The 20,414-nt window shown below is 43.3% G+C and carries 7 protein-coding genes; 4 read left to right on the top strand and 3 right to left on the bottom strand.

Annotation, left to right across the window (positions count from 1 at the left end; all coding sequences use genetic code 11):
* The first annotated feature begins 12 nt into the window (after positions 1–12).
* The 3 genes from QNM18_RS14120 to QNM18_RS14110 all read left to right on the top strand — a co-directional run bounded on the left by QNM18_RS14120 (position 13) and on the right by QNM18_RS14110 (position 13,917).
* A complete protein-coding gene (locus QNM18_RS14120) occupies positions 13–4,218 on the top strand; it encodes a DUF637 domain-containing protein (RefSeq protein WP_284137592.1) in 4,206 nt (1,401 codons plus the stop codon).
* Positions 4,215–5,117 carry a hypothetical protein gene (locus tag QNM18_RS14115; protein ID WP_284137591.1) on the top strand — a complete coding sequence of 301 codons (903 nt, stop codon included), beginning with the start codon at positions 4,215–4,217 and terminating at the stop codon, positions 5,115–5,117. Before QNM18_RS14120 ends, QNM18_RS14115 begins: the two co-directional genes overlap by 4 nt.
* Positions 5,118–5,895: 778 nt before the next feature.
* Positions 5,896–13,917: an ExeM/NucH family extracellular endonuclease gene (locus QNM18_RS14110; protein WP_284137590.1), complete on the top strand. Its 8,022-nt coding sequence runs from the start codon at positions 5,896–5,898 to the stop codon at positions 13,915–13,917.
* A gap of 336 nt (positions 13,918–14,253) precedes the next feature.
* On the opposite strand, the gene QNM18_RS14105 is transcribed toward QNM18_RS14110, so the two are convergent.
* From QNM18_RS14105 to QNM18_RS14095, 3 genes are read right to left on the bottom strand one after another with little or no spacing between them, the layout of a single operon-like run.
* Entirely contained in the window at positions 14,254–14,553 is a 300-nt protein-coding gene (locus QNM18_RS14105; protein ID WP_284137589.1) for an AzlD domain-containing protein, read from the bottom strand.
* The gene (locus QNM18_RS14100) at positions 14,550–15,233 is read right to left on the bottom strand and encodes an AzlC family ABC transporter permease (RefSeq protein ID WP_211011569.1); all 684 of its coding nucleotides are present in this window, start codon (positions 15,231–15,233) and stop codon (positions 14,550–14,552) included. The genes QNM18_RS14105 and QNM18_RS14100 overlap by 4 nt, the downstream gene beginning before the upstream one ends.
* A gap of 4 nt (positions 15,234–15,237) precedes the next feature.
* Positions 15,238–16,038: a helix-turn-helix transcriptional regulator gene (locus tag QNM18_RS14095; RefSeq protein WP_284137588.1), complete on the bottom strand. Its 801-nt coding sequence runs from the start codon at positions 16,036–16,038 to the stop codon at positions 15,238–15,240.
* Positions 16,039–16,408: 370 nt separating this feature from the next.
* On the opposite strand from QNM18_RS14095, the gene QNM18_RS14090 reads away from it, so the two are divergent.
* On the top strand, positions 16,409–20,404 hold the full coding sequence (locus tag QNM18_RS14090; protein WP_284137587.1) for a TOMM system kinase/cyclase fusion protein: 3,996 nt from the start codon (positions 16,409–16,411) through the stop codon (positions 20,402–20,404).
* The last annotated feature ends 10 nt before the right edge of the window (positions 20,405–20,414 follow it).

The following is a 20,414-nucleotide window of genomic DNA, read 5'->3' as shown; positions in this document are numbered from 1 at the left end:
GGGAAAATAATAATGAATACATCAATGGAAAACATAAAACGCTCCCTATGGCACAAAGCCACCAGTTATGGGTTGACGTTATTTATGATGCTGCAACTCACGCTGCCAAGTGTAGCGTCAGCTTTGACAAGCGTTTCAAACGAACAAGTACAACATGACTTAACTTCAGAACAAATGTTTATAAGATCTGTGGTTAGCGATTATTTGTACCAAAGATCTAGTTACATACCAAAGCCGTCCAGTGCATATGGCAACCAGAGTATTGCCGAGTTTCACAGTAAATTAAAGACCTCAGCAATATATCGCCTGCCCAACATAAAGTCAGTCGACTATATTCCAATCACTGGCAATATTACCTTCTTCGTGCCGAAAAAAAGAACAACTTATCCGCTGCAGAAGCAAGTTGGTGATAACTTTGTACAAAAGAAGTTAATTGGCTCACAAATCAAACGTCAGATAGGCCGAACCTATTACAAAGACACCTTTACCAGTGAACAGCAACAAATCAATCAGTTATATGTAAATGCGATGACGGTTGCAAAACGCTCATCATTTACTCATATGTTTGGTGCGCCGTTGCCAAGTGATATTGCCGATACACTTAACATTGATTTTATCTGGCCTGAATCACGTAATATCGCTGGCAACTATGTTTTAGTACCTGTTGTTCATCTGCGTACCAGTGTTGTTGACGCGCAAAGTATCGATGGCACACATACCGTTGAATTTAGAAAGTCCAATGCTTCATTTAAATCAGCCTCTATCTCAAACGCTGATTTAAAAATTCAGCGAGACGCTTCCTTTAGCACTATCAATGATTTAGTCATTGGCTCAAAATCCAGCATCACCTTAAGTAGCGGCGCTTCAAACATTTATGCTGGTGTCAGTTACATCGAAGACGGTCGCGGAAATATCAAAGGCGTGGCTTCAGGCACTCTGTATAACTATGGTCAAATCAATGCCGCGCGAAATGTAAAGATAGTTGCAGGAAACTACGAACAAAAAACGTTTGTTCATAGATTTAGGTCTGCTCACGGCTATGAAGATCATTTAGGTACAGTCGCTTCAATTAATGCAGGTGGCAGTATCTCAATAAATACATATGGAAATATGGTCTTTGAGGGAGCAACTGCAAATGCAGCTGGCGGTAGTATAAAGCTTAATAGTAACGGTAGCATTTATATCGGAGCTGCAAAGCTAGAAAACGCTGCAAGCTTTAAAATCAAAGGAGGCCAAAAAAACGAAAAAGGCATTAGCTATGTCCAGTCTATTTTGTCAGCCCGAGATAACATTAGCCTCTACGCTGCTGGCGTAATTGAAATCAAGGCATCAGAGTTACACGCTGATAAAGGTATCATTGATATTCTTGGTCAAAATGGTGTTTATATTCTCAATGAATTAGGTGAGCAAAGCAGTAGCTATAATCGCAAGTGGGGTAAAACCACTGAACAAGAGCAGCAACTTCAGACCATGGCCATTCACTCTGCATTAGAAGCAGGGAAAAGTGTAAAAATAGCCTCTCACTTAGGTGATATCACTCTAAAAGCAACAAAGATCAAGTCTGGTACAGGCACATCTATCGAAGCCCCAAATGGCAGAATAAACTTACTACTTGCAATACAGCAAAAAGATTACTTCTACAATAAAGTTAGAAAGGGCACATGGAAAATAAAGACTGAGACCAAGCAAGATCAGGTCGATACCGCAGTCTACAATGAAATAATTGGCGGAGTAAAAGTTCACGCCACCCATGGGTTAACCCTCGAACTTGGACAGTATGAAGGGGAGGATATTTCTCACGTTGTTAATCAGTTTGCAGGCTCTGATAGTTTGAGCTGGATGGCTGATATCTACAATGACCCTAGATATAACTGCCCTTCAACGTCATCTCATCAAGCGCCTGTAGGCTACAATGCCTATGCCTATGAGGCAATGAGGCACGACCCTGATTTCCAGCACTGTAACAACCTACTTGATGTGGTCTATCACAAACTAGAAAAGATCCACATACATGAAAAAACAAGCACACTCAGCCCAGCTGCAATGGCAATCATTGCTATTGCAGTATCAGTTGCAATGGGGCCTCAAGGTGCAGGGTGGATTGGCTCTAAAGGCGCAATCGCTACCGCTGTGGGACAAGGTACATTTTCTGCAGCAGCGTTGTCAGCGGGTGCAGCGACCTTAACGACCCAAGCTGTCACAAGCCTTGCCAATGGCGAAGGCATAGATGGCGCAATCAAGTCAATTGTAGACAGTGATAATTTACGCTCACTGGCGATTTCGATGGCAACAGCTGGCGTCTTAAAAGACATAGATGCTATCAGTTTCTTTGAAGTAGACCCTAATGTTGCCAGTGCTTCAGCACAAGCACTTGCATCTGTCGGAAACCAAGCGCTGCAAATTGTCGCTGATTCAGCAGCTAGAGCGGGCATTGAAACAGTTATTCAAGGGGGCAACTTTGGTACTTTAACTGACTCATTTGTAGCCGGGTTACGCAGTGGTGCTGTTAGCGCATTAGGGCGTGGCATTACCAGCCAAATTGAAAGTTTCGATATTTCAGAAGCGTCGAAGTACATAGCGCATGCCGCGACCGGATGCTTGCTTGCAAACGTCTCTTCAACAAATGGCAATAACTCTCAACAGTGTCTAGCAGGTGCGTCAGGCTCTGTAGCGGCTAAATTTGTTGCGAGTCGATACGATCACCGAGTTGATAAACTCACGAAGCAAGGTGAGGATGTCGCAGCTTGGCTAGAAAAGCACGTAGGTGTAGACCCATCAACCCTGTCTGAAAAAGAGCTCAACTACTTCTTAAATACGCATAAAGTCTCTGCCGCTGAACTATCCCAGTGGAACCGATTTAAAGTTGCCACATCTGAGGTTAGACAGTTACAAGAAGCCGGAGCGGATATTTCACGCTTAGTGGCAGGCCTTACTGCTTTTGTAGCAAAAGGCAGCAGTGAAGTTATCTCAAGAGCTGCGGAGCAAGGTGGCAATGTCACTTACTCAAGCCTCATGAGAGAAATGTCACCTCAGTATCAACAAGCAACCGCTCTACTTGCCGTGCTTGATGAGCATCACATACTTCAATCTGCACAAATTCATGGCTATAAAGTTGAAGATATAAAAAAAGAAAATATCCTACTCCCTTCTGCTTATAACGATCCCTCCATAGCCCCTGCCAATATCTCTGGTAGAGATCTTCTGTTATTACAAGAAATCGCAATTTTAGAAACACTTAGTGTAGGCACGCCAGAGCAAAAAGCCAAACTCATCGAAACATATGGCAATGCAGTAGTAGAGAACTTTTCTAACACTGATGGACAAATACTTAGATATAACTGGCGCTCACTTGGTCGTGAAGCCATTACTAAGGGTCCATGGGAAGCATTCAACAAAGCCTACTACCATGTAATTGGCCCAGCCTATGATAATGTCCAAGGTGCAGAAACGCTTAGAGAAATATTTAGAAATAAACGCGCCGATGCACTAGAAGATTGGAGAATTATAGACGCAATCGCTCCCTTTGCAGGCGCATCTCGCTATGTGGCCGTTTCGGCTTCCCAAGCGGCTGAGACTGTTACGCGAAATGTAGCAGCGAGGGCTGTCTCCGAAGGGGTCGACAGAGAAAAGCTCAATTTTGTTAACGCACTGCGTGAAAAGACTAAAGTCCTACTCGAGATTGGCGATGGGAGAAAACCAGAGGTGAAAAACAGAACGGCCATTGCCCAATTCTTTGAAGCAGGTAAACAAGGCTCTGAGTCTGCACTGTTTTATAATTTTACCGGCAACCCATCTAAAGCATCAAGTCTAGTTACGAAAGGTTATGCTGAATGGATTGAAAAAGACAAATCAATAGCCATTAAAAATGTGAAAAACTACTTGGACTATATAGCTAAGAAATTTTACACCACTGAAAATGGCGGGACACTTCACCCCATCATGAGACAACGTATCTCAGACTATTTGGAATATATCAAAGCCAATAACATACCCATACCAAATGGAACGGCAGGAGCACCTGGGTTGCACGCAGAGGTTAGAGCAGTAAACTGGTACCTAAATAATGTGAGCACAGATTTGACTAAAATCTCTATCGCCACTTTTAAACTTAAAGGACAGGGGGTAGGCGAGGCCTTTACGGCTTGTCAAAATTGTAGTGGGATCCTTAAAGGCCTAGAAATCTTAACAGATATGGACAAATACCGGGGAGGAAAATGAATACAAACGGGTTATTAATGGTGCTTTTTGAGGCGTTAGAGTTAAAACAAGGGCACTATTACTATCACAATACCCTGTTTAGCGGTATGGCAATTAGCCATACCGACGGGGTTGTAACCAGCCGGCATGTGTATAAAAATGGGGTTAAGGAGTATGATTACGAACCGCCTTATTTAAATAAAACAACACATGCCATACTCGATGATTTGGTCGATTGCACCACAGATGAACCCATGTATTTAAATGGCGAGAGGTATACTGGGACCATATACGGCATTTATCCAAAAGGTAGAGTATCAAGCGAAGATGTTTTCATACGTGGTATGAACCGTGAGAACACCCATTTTCACTACAATTCAACTGCGATACATGAACTACAAATAGAAACAATGGTGAATGAGCAGCTTTGCTTAGATGAAATGCACGAATGGGACTTAAGTGGCCAACTGCAAGATTGGAATGCAGGAATTGAAAACACCAAAGGGGAAATGAAAGGCCGTATTTCATTTCTATTGAATGCAGACTTTAGCATCAGTTATTTTACAATTTCCGGTGACTTCAACAAAGTACTAGAAAACAGTGAGCATTTGGCATGTCCCTACTTCCCAGCATTCGAGCAGGTTCGTCAACTGAATTCTGGCCCTATTGATACATTCAATATAAATTTCTGTAAACAACTGTGGGCTCATGAACCTATAATCAAACAATTGATAGAGGAGCTTCAACCCGAAGAACTCGCAATAAGTGACTTTTCAAGTGAGTACCTAAGCCTGATCCAATATGCTTCCAAACATAATATGAACAGGCTCAAGGTGTATAGTTCTCTAGAGGCGCAGGACAGAGAAAGTTTAACATCATTTATTACTCAGCAATGCCCACATATTGAGCTAATTATTTAAAGCTCTTAAATTAAGCAACACCGGGCAGCCATAAAGTTAGGGTATTTAACCTCAACCATGATGGCTGCCCTTATAGGTTTTACTATTCATTTTAATAGCGCGCTGTTGAACGCGATAAGTGACTGTACAACCTCAAAAAGCTACTGCCTAAAGATGTAGAGCTTCTAGCTGTATTGTTATTGAGTGTCTGCAATATTGCCTTTTGTCACCTCCAGCTATTAAGGTAAATGCATCACTAAATAGCAGAACTCTCTCATACTGTTTGAAACCGACCTTGCCATAGTGCACTGTGGATGGTCACCCCCATTATTGCAATTATCGGTTTTTTAACCATTTTTCATTCAAAAAAGCCATACAACCTGGCTAAAACCCACTCACTTCGTAAACAATTGTAAAAATTAGAACGTTCTTTTTTGTATATAAAAATAATTTAAAAATGAAAAAATGTTAACGGGATGATTTTTTAGATAACGACTTATCAGCATTACTACTCATAGATTGACGGCCCCCAAAATTCCGCCCCCAACAGAAACCCATACTAATCATTACGTTATGCAAGGACAAATGTCCCTATTAAAAACTTTAAACTGGCACTTGTGTTAATAAATAGATGCGACCAATTGTTGCAATTAGATGTCCTATGTTTAAGGCAGTTTTAATAAAAAGTTCATAATAGAGTATTATATTCGCCTCCCATTTTTTAATGGGAATATTTGCACCCTTAAAAATAATCTAGCTCGCAAATGATAAAACAGAGTGATAAACACACGGGAAAAATATGAACTCTAATAATAAGCATCGTGGAAAACTGCGATACTTGGGCCGCTGCATTGCTATGGGGCTGTGTTCAAGTGTCGTTATTGGCCACGCAAATGCGAACGTTATCTTTACAGAATATGTCGAAGGTAGCAGCAATAACAAAGCGCTTGAAATTACTAATTTTGGCAACAATAGTATCGATCTTAGTACCGTCAGTATTGCGCTAACTGCAAATGGTAAAAAGTTGGATGAGGTCACCCCACTCACCCTATCCGGAACTCTGGCAGCGGGCAGCAGTTATGTCCTTTACAACAACGGTGCGAGTGACGAACTAAAAGCGCTTGGCGATATCGCCAGCACCGCCACTTATTTCAATGGTGACGACGCACTAACCCTAATGGTCAATGGCGTCATCGTTGACAGCATTGGTCAAGTTGGTACCGATCCGGGCAGCAGCTGGGGTTCAGGTGACACCAGTACAAAAGATAAAACACTCCGTCGCAAAATGGGCATCGAAAGTGGTGACATCACCATAGATGATGCATTTGATCCAGCCAATGAATGGATAGGCTTTGCAAAAAACACTTTTGATGGTCTTGGTTGCTCAGGTATCACAGCCTGTGGCGGCGACGGCAATATCCCGTCAGAAATAAGTGGTGAGCCAAAAGGCATAGTGAATGCCACTGACAATTACATATTCACGCCTACAGTCACCAACCTAGATGATGACACACTGGTCTTTGCAATCGAAAACAAACCAAATTGGGCAACTTTTGATACAGCCACGGGGAAGTTATCAGGGACGCCGACAGCGGCCGATATTGGTATATATGACAACATTGTTATCACCGTTAACGATGGCACAGTCATCAATGCACTTAACGGTTTCTCAATCTTGGTAAGAGCAGCAGGCACCAATGATGCACCGCTAATAACTGGCTCACCAAACACCTCTGTACAGGCAACTCGAAACTATACGTTTACACCCGATGTCATCGATTTAGAAAATGACAGTCTAGTATTTTCCATCACCAACAAGCCGAGTTGGGCGACTTTTGATACGGCTTCAGGCCAACTTGCTGGCACGCCAGCGGAGTCTGACACCGGCAATAATGAAAACATCATCATTTCTGTATCTGATGGTTTCAATGCCCCGGTGAGCCTACCAGCCTTTTCAATTACGGTTACAGACAAACCGGGCAGCAACTATGATTACAATACGTACTATGCTTCAGCAATTGGTAAAGTCGGTGCTGAGTTAGAAAACGCACTGTCTTTAGTTGCGCGACAAGGTCAGCAAAGAATGACTTACTCGCAAGTATGGGATGCTCTAAAGTATACCGATGAAGATCCAGATAACTCAAACAATGTGCTGCTGTTTTATACAGGAAAAAGTCAGTCAAAAGATACCAACGGTGGCGGCACAACGGATTGGAACCGTGAACATAGCTGGCCAAAATCCCATGGTTTCCCGAGTGAAAACCAATATGGTTACACCGACATTCACCACCTTAGACCCACAAATGTAAAGGTTAACTCAACGCGAAGCAGCAAAGATTATGACGATGGTGGTAACCCAGTTGATGGCGCCCCAGGTAACTTTACTGACAGCGACTCATTTGAGCCCAGAGATGCAGTCAAAGGCGATTCTGCGCGTATGATGTTCTACATGGCAGTTCGCTATGATGGTACAGACGGCAGCATGCCCGACCTTGAGCTTGTCAACAATATTAGCGCGAGTAGCTCACCTACTTTAGGCGTGCTTTGTAACCTCATGGATTGGCATCGTGAAGATACCGTTGATAAGCTAGAGCTTGATAGACACCAACGTATTGTTGAGCAACAAGGTAACCGCAACCCTTTTGTTGATAATCCTGAGTTTGCAGAAATACTATTCGGTGAAACTTGTCCAAAGTTAGGCGACGTGGCACCTGTCATTGGTGGTCAACCCGAGCTCATCGTTGGGACTGGTCGTCAATATAGCTTCACCCCTACGGCCTCTGATCAAAATAAAGATACTTTAACCTTCTCGATCGTGAACAAGCCTTCATGGGCGACTTTTGATACGCAAACAGGTCATTTATCTGGTATACCTGCTGTTGCTGATATTGCGATTTATGAACATATTCAAATCTCAGTAACCGATGGTACATCTACCGTGTCTCTACCAAGCTTTAATATTGAAGTGGTAGATTCAAGTTCGATTAAAAACCCGCCTACTATCATAGGAACACCAAGTACCAGTGCGATTGTGGGTATTGCGTATCGTTTTAAACCAGAAGCGAACGATGAAGACAATGACACGCTGACTTTCTCAATCACTAATAAACCGACTTGGGCGACATTTAACACGCAAAATGGCGAATTGTCGGGCACTCCATCATCTCAAGATATTGGCGTGACGGATAATATCGTCATTGGTGTAACTGATGGCAATACAGGTATTGTAAATCTGCCCGAATTTTCGATTCAGGTCAGTGAACAGGTCGAAACGAGTAAAGTTATCTTCACCGAATATATTGAAGGCAGCAGCAGCAATAAAGCGGTTGAAATCACAAACTTTACCGGCGCGACTCTGGATTTGAGCCGTGTCACAATCACATTGGCAGACAATGGTAAACCACTGTCTACCGAAGGATTAAGAACACAAACACTATCTGGTGAGCTAAAACATGGCGAAACACATGTTATTGCCAACAGCGGTGCGAATGACGACATTAAGAGCCGTCAAGATAGCACGAGTACCATCACATACTTTAACGGTGATGATGCATTAGTGCTGGCTGTTGACGGCCAAATTGCCGATGTAATTGGTCAAGTAGGGACAGATCCAGGTAGTGCATGGGGCAGCGGTAACACCTCAACAAAAGATAAAACTCTGCGTCGCAAAGAAGGGATCACATCTGGTGATACAACCTTAGATGATGCTTTTGACCCAAGTGTTGAGTGGGAAGGCTTCGAGAAAAATACTGCCGATGGCCTAGGCTGTAGCGGCGTTTTAGCCTGTGGTACTGATGGTGGAACACCACCTCAAATTGAGATTGGCGCATGTAATGACCCTGCAACTTTAATTAATGCAATTCAGGGTAACGGAGCTGCCAGCCCACTTGTGGACCAACAGGTTGTGATTGAAGGTGTGGTGGTAGCAGCATTTCAAGATGCGGGGCAACATGGCGGTTTCTTTATTCAAGAAGAAGATCAACATGCAGATTCTGACAGCGCTACATCAGAAGGTATTTTTGTTGCTGATACAAATACAAAGGTCACAGTGGGTGAGCAAGTTCGTGTATTGGGTAATGTTGTTGAAAAATACGACTTAACGCAAATCAATGCTGTGACAAATATGCTCTCTTGTGCGACAAATGTGTTAACACAAGTCACACCAACACAAGTGAGTCTGCCGTTTACAGCAGGCTTTGACCAAGAGTCACTTGAAGGTATGTGGGTATCAATGCCACAAAAGTTACATGTAACGCTTAGCCATAATTTTACTAAATATGGTGAGATTTACTTGTCTCAAGGCATGCGAATGCAACCTACCAATAAGTATCCTAAAGACGACCCCCGTCGCTCAGCGCTTGCTGAACTGAACGCAAGAAACAGTCTACTTGTTGATGACAACTCAACACAAAGTAACCCTGAAGAAATCAGTTACTATCCGAGCTTTAGTGCAGATTCACCGCTCCGTTCTGGCGACCAGGTGTCTAACATGTCTGGGGTTATCCACTACACTTATGGCAATTACAAGCTCATTCCAACCAGCTTGCCAAGCTTTGAACAGTCTAATATTCGTCGTACTAGACCTTACGAGCGCAAGTCAGAACAGCATATACGTGTTGCCAGCTTTAACGTAATGAACTACTTCGTCAACTTTAACAGTCGCGGTGCAAACAATGAAAAAGAGTTTACCCGACAACGTAGTAAAGTGATCCGTGCAATTGTGGCATCAGATGCTGATGTTGTTGGCCTGATGGAAATCGAAAACAATGGTTACGGCGACAGCAGTGCTATCAAGAACCTAATTGATGGCCTGAATGAACGCGATGATGTGAATGATTGGGCATTTATTAATCCTCAGCTAGAACAAGTTGGTACAGATGCAGTCACTGTCGGCATTGTTTATCGTGCCAATCGCGTTGTGCCCCAAGGAAGTGCTCAAGTAATAACGGACGCGCCATTTGATGAAGCGACAAGGGCACATAGACCACCTATGCTGCAAACATTCAAGCCAATGAATGGTGGGAAAGACATCCGTGTCGTTGTGAATCATTTCCGCTCTAAAGGTGGATCATGTGGCGTAGACATGGACGACACAGTAGAAGGTGCATGTAATGGTCAGCGTATCTTAGCTGCAAAGACGGTAGTTGCAGCGCTTACCCAATCAAATGTTGAATCAAGTGAAATCACAAGCTCTCCAGTTTATGCCATTTTAGGTGACTTTAATGCCTATACACATGAAGCGCCGATGCTTGAGTTTTACAACGCTGGTTTCACAAATATCAGCATTGAGAAAGGCGTTGGTAACAATTATTCATACTACTTCAGCGGTGTAGCTGGTAGTTTGGATCACATGTTAACAGCAAGCGGTTCAATGGAGCGTGTTGCTCAATCCATGCTCTGGCATATTAATGCCGATGAGGCTGCTGGCCTAGACTACAACACAGAAGGCAAATCTGAAGATCAACAAAGTAAATGGTTCTCAGACTCTCCTTATCGCTCGTCTGATCACGACCCTGTTATCACTGACTTCGATTTATCAATCGTTGTCCTGCCTGACAACCAAGCACCAGTTGCTAATGATGATAACGCTGATGCGGTACAAGGTGAGCGCATTTTAATTGATGTATTGGAAAATGACACTGATGCAGACTCTGATCCACTAACCATCAGCGCCGCGACGCTCACCTCAGGCGAAGGTGACGTAAGCTATTCTGATGCTCAAGTAAGCTTTACACCAAGTGCCAACTTCGTAGGACAGGCAACGATCAGCTATACCATCTCTGATGGCAATGGTGAAACGGCAAGTGCAACTATTTCGGTCAATGTTATCGCCAAAAACCAAGCACCTATCGCGATTGATGACACAGCAAATACACTTGAAGATCACAGCGTGACGGTATCTGTATTGAGTAACGATAGCGACGAAAACACTGCGAGCTTGAAGGTCACCAATGCAACTCTTAGTTCTGGCCTAGGCCAAGTAACGTATTCAGACTCTGCAATTACTTATTCGCCAGCTGAAAACTATAATGGTACAGCGCAAATCACTTATGAGATCAGTGATGAAGGTGGGCTTGGCGCGAGTGCACAGGTGGCAATCACTGTTGCACCGCAAAACGACGCGCCGACAGCAACCAATGACTCAGCAGTGGCCTCTGCAAAAGTATCGACCAACATCAACGTACTTGCGAATGACACCGACATCGATGGCGATACGCTTCGTATTACTTCGGCAGATGCGAATATAGGTAGCGTTGAAATAAACGGCGATGTACTTCAATATCAAGCTCCTGCATTGAATACGGGCCATGCGACTATCAGCTACTCTATCAGTGATGGCACTGACACTGCGCAGGCAACGGTAAATGTACAAATTAGCACAGCCAACCTTGCACCTGTTGCCAAAGATGACTTTGTGCAATTGGCTGAAGGTCAATCATCAGCAACAATAACTGTTTTAGACAATGACAGCGATCCAGATGGTGATACATTGTCATTGGTCGCTGTAAATACCGATGCTGGTAATGCGGTGATTGAAGGCAACCAAATTTTGTTTAATACCACGGACACATTCAATGGTGTAGCTCAGGTTCGTTATGCAATTTCGGATGGGTTTGGCGGTCACGCAGAAGCTGTGTTGGAACTACGTCAAGAGCAACCTTTTGCTCCTGTGATCACCGTACCGGCTGATCGTACGGTTAATGCAACAGGCCTGCTTACCAAGGTCGATTTAGGCGTAGCCACAGCGGTTGATGGCAGCGGTAAATCTATCGCAGTTGAGCTACTTGGTAACAACTTCTTGCCATCCGGTGCAAACAAAGTGTATTGGCAGGCATGCAGTACTGACAATGTATGTGAAAAAGTTGCGCAGTTGGTCAACGTACGTCCAATGGTAAGCCTGCCATCTCCAAGCCAAGTTGTTGTTGAAGGCCAAACGGCAACAGTACCTGTAGTACTCAGTGGTGAACATTTCACATATCCACTCACGATTGACTTTACAGTTACTGGCACTGCAAGTGAAGAAGACTACGCGTCAATATCTGGACAGCTCACAATAGAGTCAGGTACACAGGGCCACATCTCTGTTGAAACTACGCTTGATGATGTTAACGACGCAGACGAAACTATTGTGATCACATTGGACACAAGTGAACTAAATGCAATTGCTGAACAGCGCCATGAAATTACAATCGTAGAGTCGAACATTGCACCAATACTGACTCTTAATACGGTGCAACAAGATGAAGTGCGCTCTATTATGATCCCAGAGCAAGGTCTTATCACCATTACAGCTGATGTGATGGACCAAAATAGCACTGACACTCACATTATCGAGTGGACAACACCAACAAGTTTGAGCAACGAAAGTACTGACCCAACTCAGTTTAGCGTCAATGCTTCAACGCTTTCTACCGGTGTCTATCAAGTCAGTGCCAAAGCGACTGACAACGCAGGCCTATTTGATACACAAAGTGTGATATTCAAGGTGGTCTCAGAACAACCAGCATTGGACAACAATACAGACTCGGATGGCGATCTCATTAGCGATGCACAAGAAGGCTTTGGCGATGACGATGCCGATGGTATCCCTAACTACTTAGACCCGATTGATGCACTATGTAATGTGCTACCTTCTTCAGGTAACAACTGGAAATCAGATCTGATTGAAGTTGAAGCTGGTGTGTGCATGTCTCTTGGTAGTTTGAGTTTGGGTAGCAACAAAAATGCAGCCTCACTCAATGCCGATGAAGCAGCGCAAACAGGTTTAATCTCTGCGGATGAAGGTATGGAAAATCGCGGTGGTATTTTTGACTTTGTAGTGGATGTACCAAGCGGTATGGACAGCGTCAAAATCATATTGCCACAGCAAGCTGCAATACCCGCAAATGCACAATATCGTAAGTACCTTCCAAACCAAGGGTGGGTTACATTCTCTGCACAAAATGGCAACGTATTGCATTCAGCCATAGGCCAACAAGGTTACTGTCCAAGTATGAATGATAGTAGCTGGCAGGAAGGCTTAGTCGAAGGTGCATGGTGTGTCAGATTAACACTGGTAGATGGTGGGGAGTATGATGCCGATGGCATTAAGAACGGTAAAATTGTTGACCCTGGTGGTGTGAGCATCATGCAAAGTGACAACAGTTCGCCGGTTGCGGTCGACGATATACTGGAAGCTGTTCTTAATCAGTCGGTAACGCTACAAGTACTAACAAACGACACTGACGCCGATAACGACACACTGTACATAGTTAGCGCTACAGCTATGCATGGTGTCGTGAGTATTAATACAGATTCAAGTTTACAATATACAAGTGCGCTGGATTTTGTCGGTATTGATACCATCGAATACACACTCAGTGATGGTCAAGGCGGAACAAGCACTGCAACTGCACAGGTACATGTGGTTGCACAAGCTCAACAGCAGAATCAACCACCAGTTACCATTAATGATGTGGCTGAAGTGTTTAATAACGACACAGTGACCGTTGACGTGACAAATAATGACTCTGATCCTGAAGGTGGTAAGTTGACGCTTATTAGCGCAACAGCTGACTCCGGTGAGGTGACATTTACAGATAGTGCAATCACCTTCAAGCCAGCATCAAACAGCGAAGGTAAAGTTACTATCAATTATATCGTTGCGGATGAACAAGGTGCTAACGCATCTGGCATGTTAGTAATAACAGTGAAAGTACCAACAAAGGAAACGGATATCATTGAACGTGTAGAGACCAGAACGGTTCGCTCCTCAAGCGGTTCAATGCCTGTATTCCTATTGCTACTTGTTCTCCCTGCTCTAGTACGCCGCAGACGATAACAAAAAGTATAGTGATAAGCCCCTGTCGCCTTCGCTTCAGGGGCTTTTTTACGGTATCCCTGAAACCGTTTAGCCCACCACTCTGAGCTCATTTAACCCGCCACGCTGAACTCACACCTCGTCACCCTGAGCTCAACCAACCCGTCACCCTGAACTTGATTTAGGGCCCCTAACGACATCAAACATGGATTGCGGGGCAAGCCCACAATGACGAAGAATAACCCACTACTCTGAACTCGTTTAACCCTTCCCTCTGAACTCACACCCCGTCACGCTGAACTTGATTCAGGGCCAATAACCACATCAAACATATATCGTTTCAAGATCCATATTGGCTCAAAAGAACATATAAAACACAATCAGACTTCCAAAGGTAGTAAGGTAAAGATTTTTATATTTAAACGCCAAAAAAACGGCCGCTAAAGCCCCTAACAAATATGGGTTATTCAACTCATTTACGAACTTCCCACTTGGCATAAAAACAATCGGCACCCAGATAGCAGTGAGTACACAAGGCGCACTAAAACTGAGCAAACGCTGAAATCTAGGTCCTATAGTAAACGGTAAGTTTTTTGCTAAAAACAAATAACGAGTGGCAAAGGTGACACATGCGAGTACAACGATGGTAGCTATCATGATTTGTCCTCTTTTGCCTGTAAAACATATCCTGTACTCATACCAAGCAAAGCTGCGGCGACTAAGCCAAATTCAAACTCTATCCATTTAAAATAAAGCATAGTCACACCCGATACTAAGCAGGCACAAAATACAGGTAAATTCGAAACCCCTGGCACAACTAAAGCGATAAAAATGGCGGCTATCGCAAAGTCCAATCCGAGGTTGGTTAGATCAGGTAAAAACTGCCCGGCGACGATGCCAAACAACGTCCACAAGTTCCAAGCTAGATAGAAGCTACCACCAGCAACTAATGCATAGATAAGCCGCAACTTACCTTGATAAGCCCGGTGATGGTGCGAGAATGCAAATAACTCATCAGTTAAAAAGAACGCAATAGGCCCACGCCATTTCAACGGCTTATCTATCATGTTATTACGTATCGCTAAGCCGTAAAGCAAATGACGCGCACTGATAATAAATGTGGTAATGACCAATGTAATCATAGATGCGCCTTTTGCCATCAACTCAATAGCTACCAGCTGTGCGGAACCCGCAAAGACGAGTAATGACATCAGCTGCGCTTCCAATGCGGAAAAGCCGTTTTGGATGGCCAAAGAGCCACACAATATGCCCCAAGGAAGCACGGCAAGATTTAGCGGCAGCATGTCTAGCAGCCCTTTTTTTATCGCGATATTCATGATTCTAACAAGCCTGTTTGTATTGGTTTGGGGTGATGCCCATATTTTTCTTAAAGTGCCGACTAAAATGGCTGTGATCATAAAAACCAACTTGGCTGGCAACATCGGAGATACTCTTGCCATGGCGCAGCATCGCCTTTGCGTGATTTAGGCGGTGCTGAATCTGAAACGCATGGGGAGTAAGTCCTGTTTGCGCTTTGAAGCACCGTACAAAATGAAACTGGCTCATATGGATCAAATTAGCCAAATCAACAAGCGAAATATCGTCAAATAAATTATCCTGCAAATAAGTTTTAGCCAATGCGATACGACACCTCACAGAGGCCAGCTCATCTGACAGTACCTGCTTTCCTGTAGATGCACACAGATTGGTTAAAAACCGCACCATTTGCGTTTGCTTCTCCAGTTTACTTACTGGTGACTCTAACGTATCAAACAAACTATGTAGTTGATATGCCAGTGCCGGGTTGTGTACCACTGCTTCTGAAAAATACGGCGCACGGTTTTTTTCGCAATCCATCAAGTTATTAAAAAGCTCCGGTGTTGGATACATAGAACGGTATGATGAAACACCTTCACAAGCTTTCCGACAGTCATGAACCTGCTCTGCATTGATCAAAATTAAGCTGCTTTTGCCTGCAAGATGTTGAGCACCTGAGCGAAAAAAACGTTGCGCCCCACAGTCCACCAGCGCGATTGTATACCCGCTGTGGTTATGGCGTCCGAAATCAGTTTTCTTATCAATATTATGAAGTACTTCCAAACCACCTAAATCGTGATGAAAGCTGAACTTTGAATGCTGCATACACTTCTCCCTTAACTGAACTCAGCTTAACGCAACTGATTACGAAGTGCTTGTACAAAATTGCGCAATTAACCACCTTAGTGCGCTGTGGATTTGAAACATCGACCTCAACGTCTCATTAAATACTTCACCATAGTAGGTATCGTCGGGAATAACTTTCTGGGGCCAATATTCGGCAGATTGTTCCCTTGTAGATTCTGTATTGCAATAGTGCAACCGACACTTTTCCAATCAATTGGAATGAGTAAAAAATTAACACTTATGGTGTAATATTAAATACGTTGTTGCAAATGACGTGTTATTGTATATTAAATGTAATTTGTTCCATATTGGGGACGATTACTACTTGATTCTGACTTACTGAAAAAGAGTGAATTCAAAACAAATGGAAGCCAGCAGCGAAGTCGCATTTAACTTACCCCAAGTATTTAATTCTGATAAATATCAACTTGCCGAAAAAATAGGTGAAGGCGGATTTGGCCAAGTTTATAGAGCCACGCAAATCAGTACAGGTCAAAATGTCGCAATTAAATTTTTAGCGCTATCAGACAAAGCCAACATTGATAAAAATCGCCGCTGCATCGATAGATTTCACCGAGAAGTATCCCTTGTCAGCCAACTCAATCACCCAAATATTGTTCAACTTATCGATAAAGGTCAACAGGGTGATTTCCTAATATATGCGGTTTACGAGTATATTGAAGGGCAGAGTCTAAAGGAAAAGTTACTTGTTTCTGGCGCATTGGAGCCACCATTGGCGGCAGATGTCATGGCCCAGGTGCTAGATGCATTAGCCAACGCCCATGAGAAAGGCGTGGTGCACCGAGATATCAAACCTGCCAATATTATGTTGTACAAAGTGGGTGCAAAAGTCCATGCCAAGGTGCTTGATTTCGGGATTAGCACGATTTCTCAAGAAGCTCGGCAGAATGATTATAAAAGTATTACTCTCACACAGGAAACTTTAGGCACTCCGTCTTATAGCTCGCCGGAGCAATTAAGAGGCGAGCCACCGGTGCCGCAAACTGATATTTATTTATGGGGGCTCGTTTTTTTAGAGTGCTTAACAGGCAAACCCACAATATCTGGTAGCTCTCTCGCCGCGGTATTTCATCAGCAGTTGAGCTCAGCGAATATTCCTCTAGGTATACTAGCAGGTCATGAATCCGCGAGCTTGCTTCGCAGGGTATTAAGTAAAAAATCTTCAGAGCGGCCGAGTAATACAGCCGGGCTATACCATACATTTAAAAAACTGAGTTTTAATAACCTAGTCGGCACTTTAGAGTTTCAAGGTCGACAAGAAGGTCACTCTCAGTACGAGGACGTTACAAAAACGCTACTCAATACCCAAATTAACAACGCTAGATACTCTTACACTCGGTTGACAGAGCGAAAACAGATCACTGTGTTGAGCCTTATCCTAAATTGTGAGCAAATAGACTGTAATAGTTCAGAAGATCAAGATGTTATTGATACTTTTCATGCCGACCAAATGCAGCAATGTATTGATATCGCCATTCGCTATGGTGCATACCACGTTGGGATATTAGGAGATACGCTACAGTTTTATTTTGGCTATCCACATACCACTGACAATGATAGTCGCCTGTGTGGGCGTACTGCATTGGAATTGATCAGTAATATACAAAAGAAAAATGTCATTTTGCGGGAAAGCCAAGGCATTCACAGTCAGATACAAGTTGGCATAGAAACGGGCATGATGCTGAGCATCGCTGATGATTTGCCAACAGGTAAGACCGCTCTCAATTCACTCAAACTCAGTCGAAAAGCGAAAATCGGACAAATTTTATGCTCAAAAAACGTGCAACTATTGCTCGATAATTATTTGTCTTTCAAACCTGTGGTTGATGACACCAATAAAAGCACCAATAATTTTATTTTGGCTGGCGAGCGCCAAGTTGAAGCCTTTGGCTTTTTACGCGGCACCAAAAAGAATAACGCTTTTTTTGGTCGTGAGCGAGAGCTGAAGGAACTAGTAGATCGATTAGTCACACCAGCAACTCAATACTCTGAACTAACAAATAAACCCCTGCCACTGGTTCATATTTATGGCGAAGCTGGCATTGGGAAATCTCGTTTAATCTTTGAACTCAGAGATAGAGCAAAACATAGGCCCCAACTTGTAGCCCAATGTTTACCCGAACACAAAAACAATGCTCTGCACCCTATTTTAAACATCATAAAGTATAAATATACACTTGATATTTTATCGCCGGATTTAAGTTTGCACAAACTCAAAGACGCTGTAGCGCAAACAGAATTGGATAGGGAACAGCAAGAAATCGGCGTATTAATTTTATCTGCTTGGTTAAGCTTGCCTCTGCCCGAGCTAAACCCGATCACAGACTTATCGCCGGAAGTACAAAAGCAGCATCTATTCAACTTATTAGCACATTTACTTTGCCAACCCCTATCGCTGAATGAAATCCCCGAAACTCGCCCTGCTCACTTATTTATCTTTGAAGACCTACACTGGGCCGATCAGATAAGTAAAGACTTTATTGCTTACTTTACCGCGTCCAATATATTTAAATCTGGCGCACATAGCTGGGTCAATACATCGCGCGAAGTACTGCCTGAGCAGCTGTCAAAATTGAGTTTTACTCCATTGCCATTGAAGAAATTAAATCGCGAAAGTGCACAAGAGGTTATTCAATACTTATTTGAACAACAACCTATTAGCAACCAACTAATGGAGGTGTTATTAGAGCGAACCGATGGTATCCCACTGTTTATCGAAGAGTTAGTAACCGCTCTGAAGTCACAACATTTAATCCATAAAGTACATGGCGCCTACAATTTTATTGACGATCACAAAGAAGCTTTAGTGCCCTTAACCCTCAGAGATTCACTGCAGCAAAAACTAGATCAGTTGCAACACGCAAAAGAGACCGCTCAGTTAGGTGCGACTATCGGGAGAGAATTTGACTACGATTTACTGATTGCGTCATCTAAAAAGGAGGAGGCGCAGGTTCAATTTGATTTAGAAGAACTAATCGATGCCGAATTAGTTTATAAGCAACGTCAAGTCGCTGGTGACAGCTATATATTTAAACACGCGCTGGTTCGCGATGCAGCCTATGAAAGTATGACTAAAGACGTGCAATACAAAGCGCACCTAACAATTGCTTCAGCAATAAAGAGTAATCCTAAAACCAACCTAGACAGCGCTAACGACATTCTCCATTACCACTACTTAGCTGGACAGTCGTATCGTGAAGCTGCGTACTTTGGAAAAAAAGCAGCAACTTTGGCAATAACAAAAAGTGCTTATGAGCAATGTATTCACTATGCAGATGCAACCATGGATGCACTGAAAAAAATAGATGCCGAAGGCCAAGAACTGTTAGAAATAAATCAGCTGCTAATCACCGCCTCTATGATGGTCGTTGGCTGGGCGTCCGCCAAAGTCGAAGAGCTTATCAAATATTCTCAGCAATTATTAGAAGGATTGGGTCAGCATAAGCAGTCTATTGATACGGCAATTCTGCTTGCAAATCATGTCAATGTCGCAGGAGATGTAAACAAAGTACTTGAGATCATAGATTCGTCTTTGCCGTTAGCACAAGACAATGGCCAACGTGCAGCATTGCTATCAGTAAAATGCCACGCACTGTGGCGTGCAGGCAGGCTGCATCAGGGGTTAGATTGTGTTGCAGAAGTAAGACGCTTATATGATCCTGAAAAGCACAGTGACCATACTATTAAATATGGCCAAGACTCTAATATTTGGGCATTGAGTATAGGCTCTTTAATGCATGCTTATATGGGCGATATGCACAAATTTGCAAAATCTATCGAAGAAGCTGAAAAGCTATCCGAACAGCTAGAGAGCAGCCACTGCCTTGTTTTAGTAAAAGTGTATGCTGCGTGTGGATATTACTTCGCCAATCAAAAGGGCACAATCAAAGCCATCTTGGACCAATCAAGGGCCATTTGCGAACAAGATAATTTGGCCAATTGGGTAGGCGTTATAGATTCTTTGGAAGGCTGGCTACTAAACATCCCAGAAAAGATCAGTAAATCGATAAGTGCACTTGAAGCTAATGGTGCCAAGCAAATGCATGGTTTTTGGAGCGCTATGTTAGCTGAAGTTCACGTTGAAATAGGCCAATACGACCAAGCACTGCAATTAATTGATGCCTCTATTGCACAAACTGAGCGGTTTAACGAGCACCTCTTTTTACCTAAATTGTTGTGGCTAAAGTCTGAGTGCTTTTTGCAGCAAGGCAAAATAGCGCCTTACGAACGCTGTTATTCGCAGTACCTTGAAAAAGCGGCAGCTTTATCTGTGCAGATACCAGAAGGCGATATAAGACATACTGGTAAAAAACCAATTGAATAACCAATTTATA

Origin of the sequence: Pseudoalteromonas obscura (assembly GCF_030135505.1) — a bacterium.
Lineage (GTDB): Bacteria > Pseudomonadota > Gammaproteobacteria > Enterobacterales > Alteromonadaceae > Pseudoalteromonas > Pseudoalteromonas obscura.
The sequence above is the reverse complement of the archived record's forward strand: the minus strand, read 5'-3'. Positions and strand labels throughout refer to the sequence as shown.

Bases quoted from the DNA above. Each gene is read 5' to 3' on its own strand.
- QNM18_RS14120 (WP_284137592.1), top strand. From the start codon at position 13: ATGAATACATCAATGGAAAACATAAAACGCTCCCTATGGCACAAAGCC.
- QNM18_RS14115 (WP_284137591.1), top strand. From the start codon at position 4,215: ATGAATACAAACGGGTTATTAATGGTGCTTTTTGAGGCGTTAGAGTTA.
- QNM18_RS14110 (WP_284137590.1), top strand. From the start codon at position 5,896: ATGAACTCTAATAATAAGCATCGTGGAAAACTGCGATACTTGGGCCGC.
- QNM18_RS14105 (WP_284137589.1), bottom strand. From the start codon at position 14,553: ATGATAGCTACCATCGTTGTACTCGCATGTGTCACCTTTGCCACTCGT.
- QNM18_RS14100 (WP_211011569.1), bottom strand. From the start codon at position 15,233: ATGAATATCGCGATAAAAAAAGGGCTGCTAGACATGCTGCCGCTAAAT.
- QNM18_RS14095 (WP_284137588.1), bottom strand. From the start codon at position 16,038: ATGCAGCATTCAAAGTTCAGCTTTCATCACGATTTAGGTGGTTTGGAA.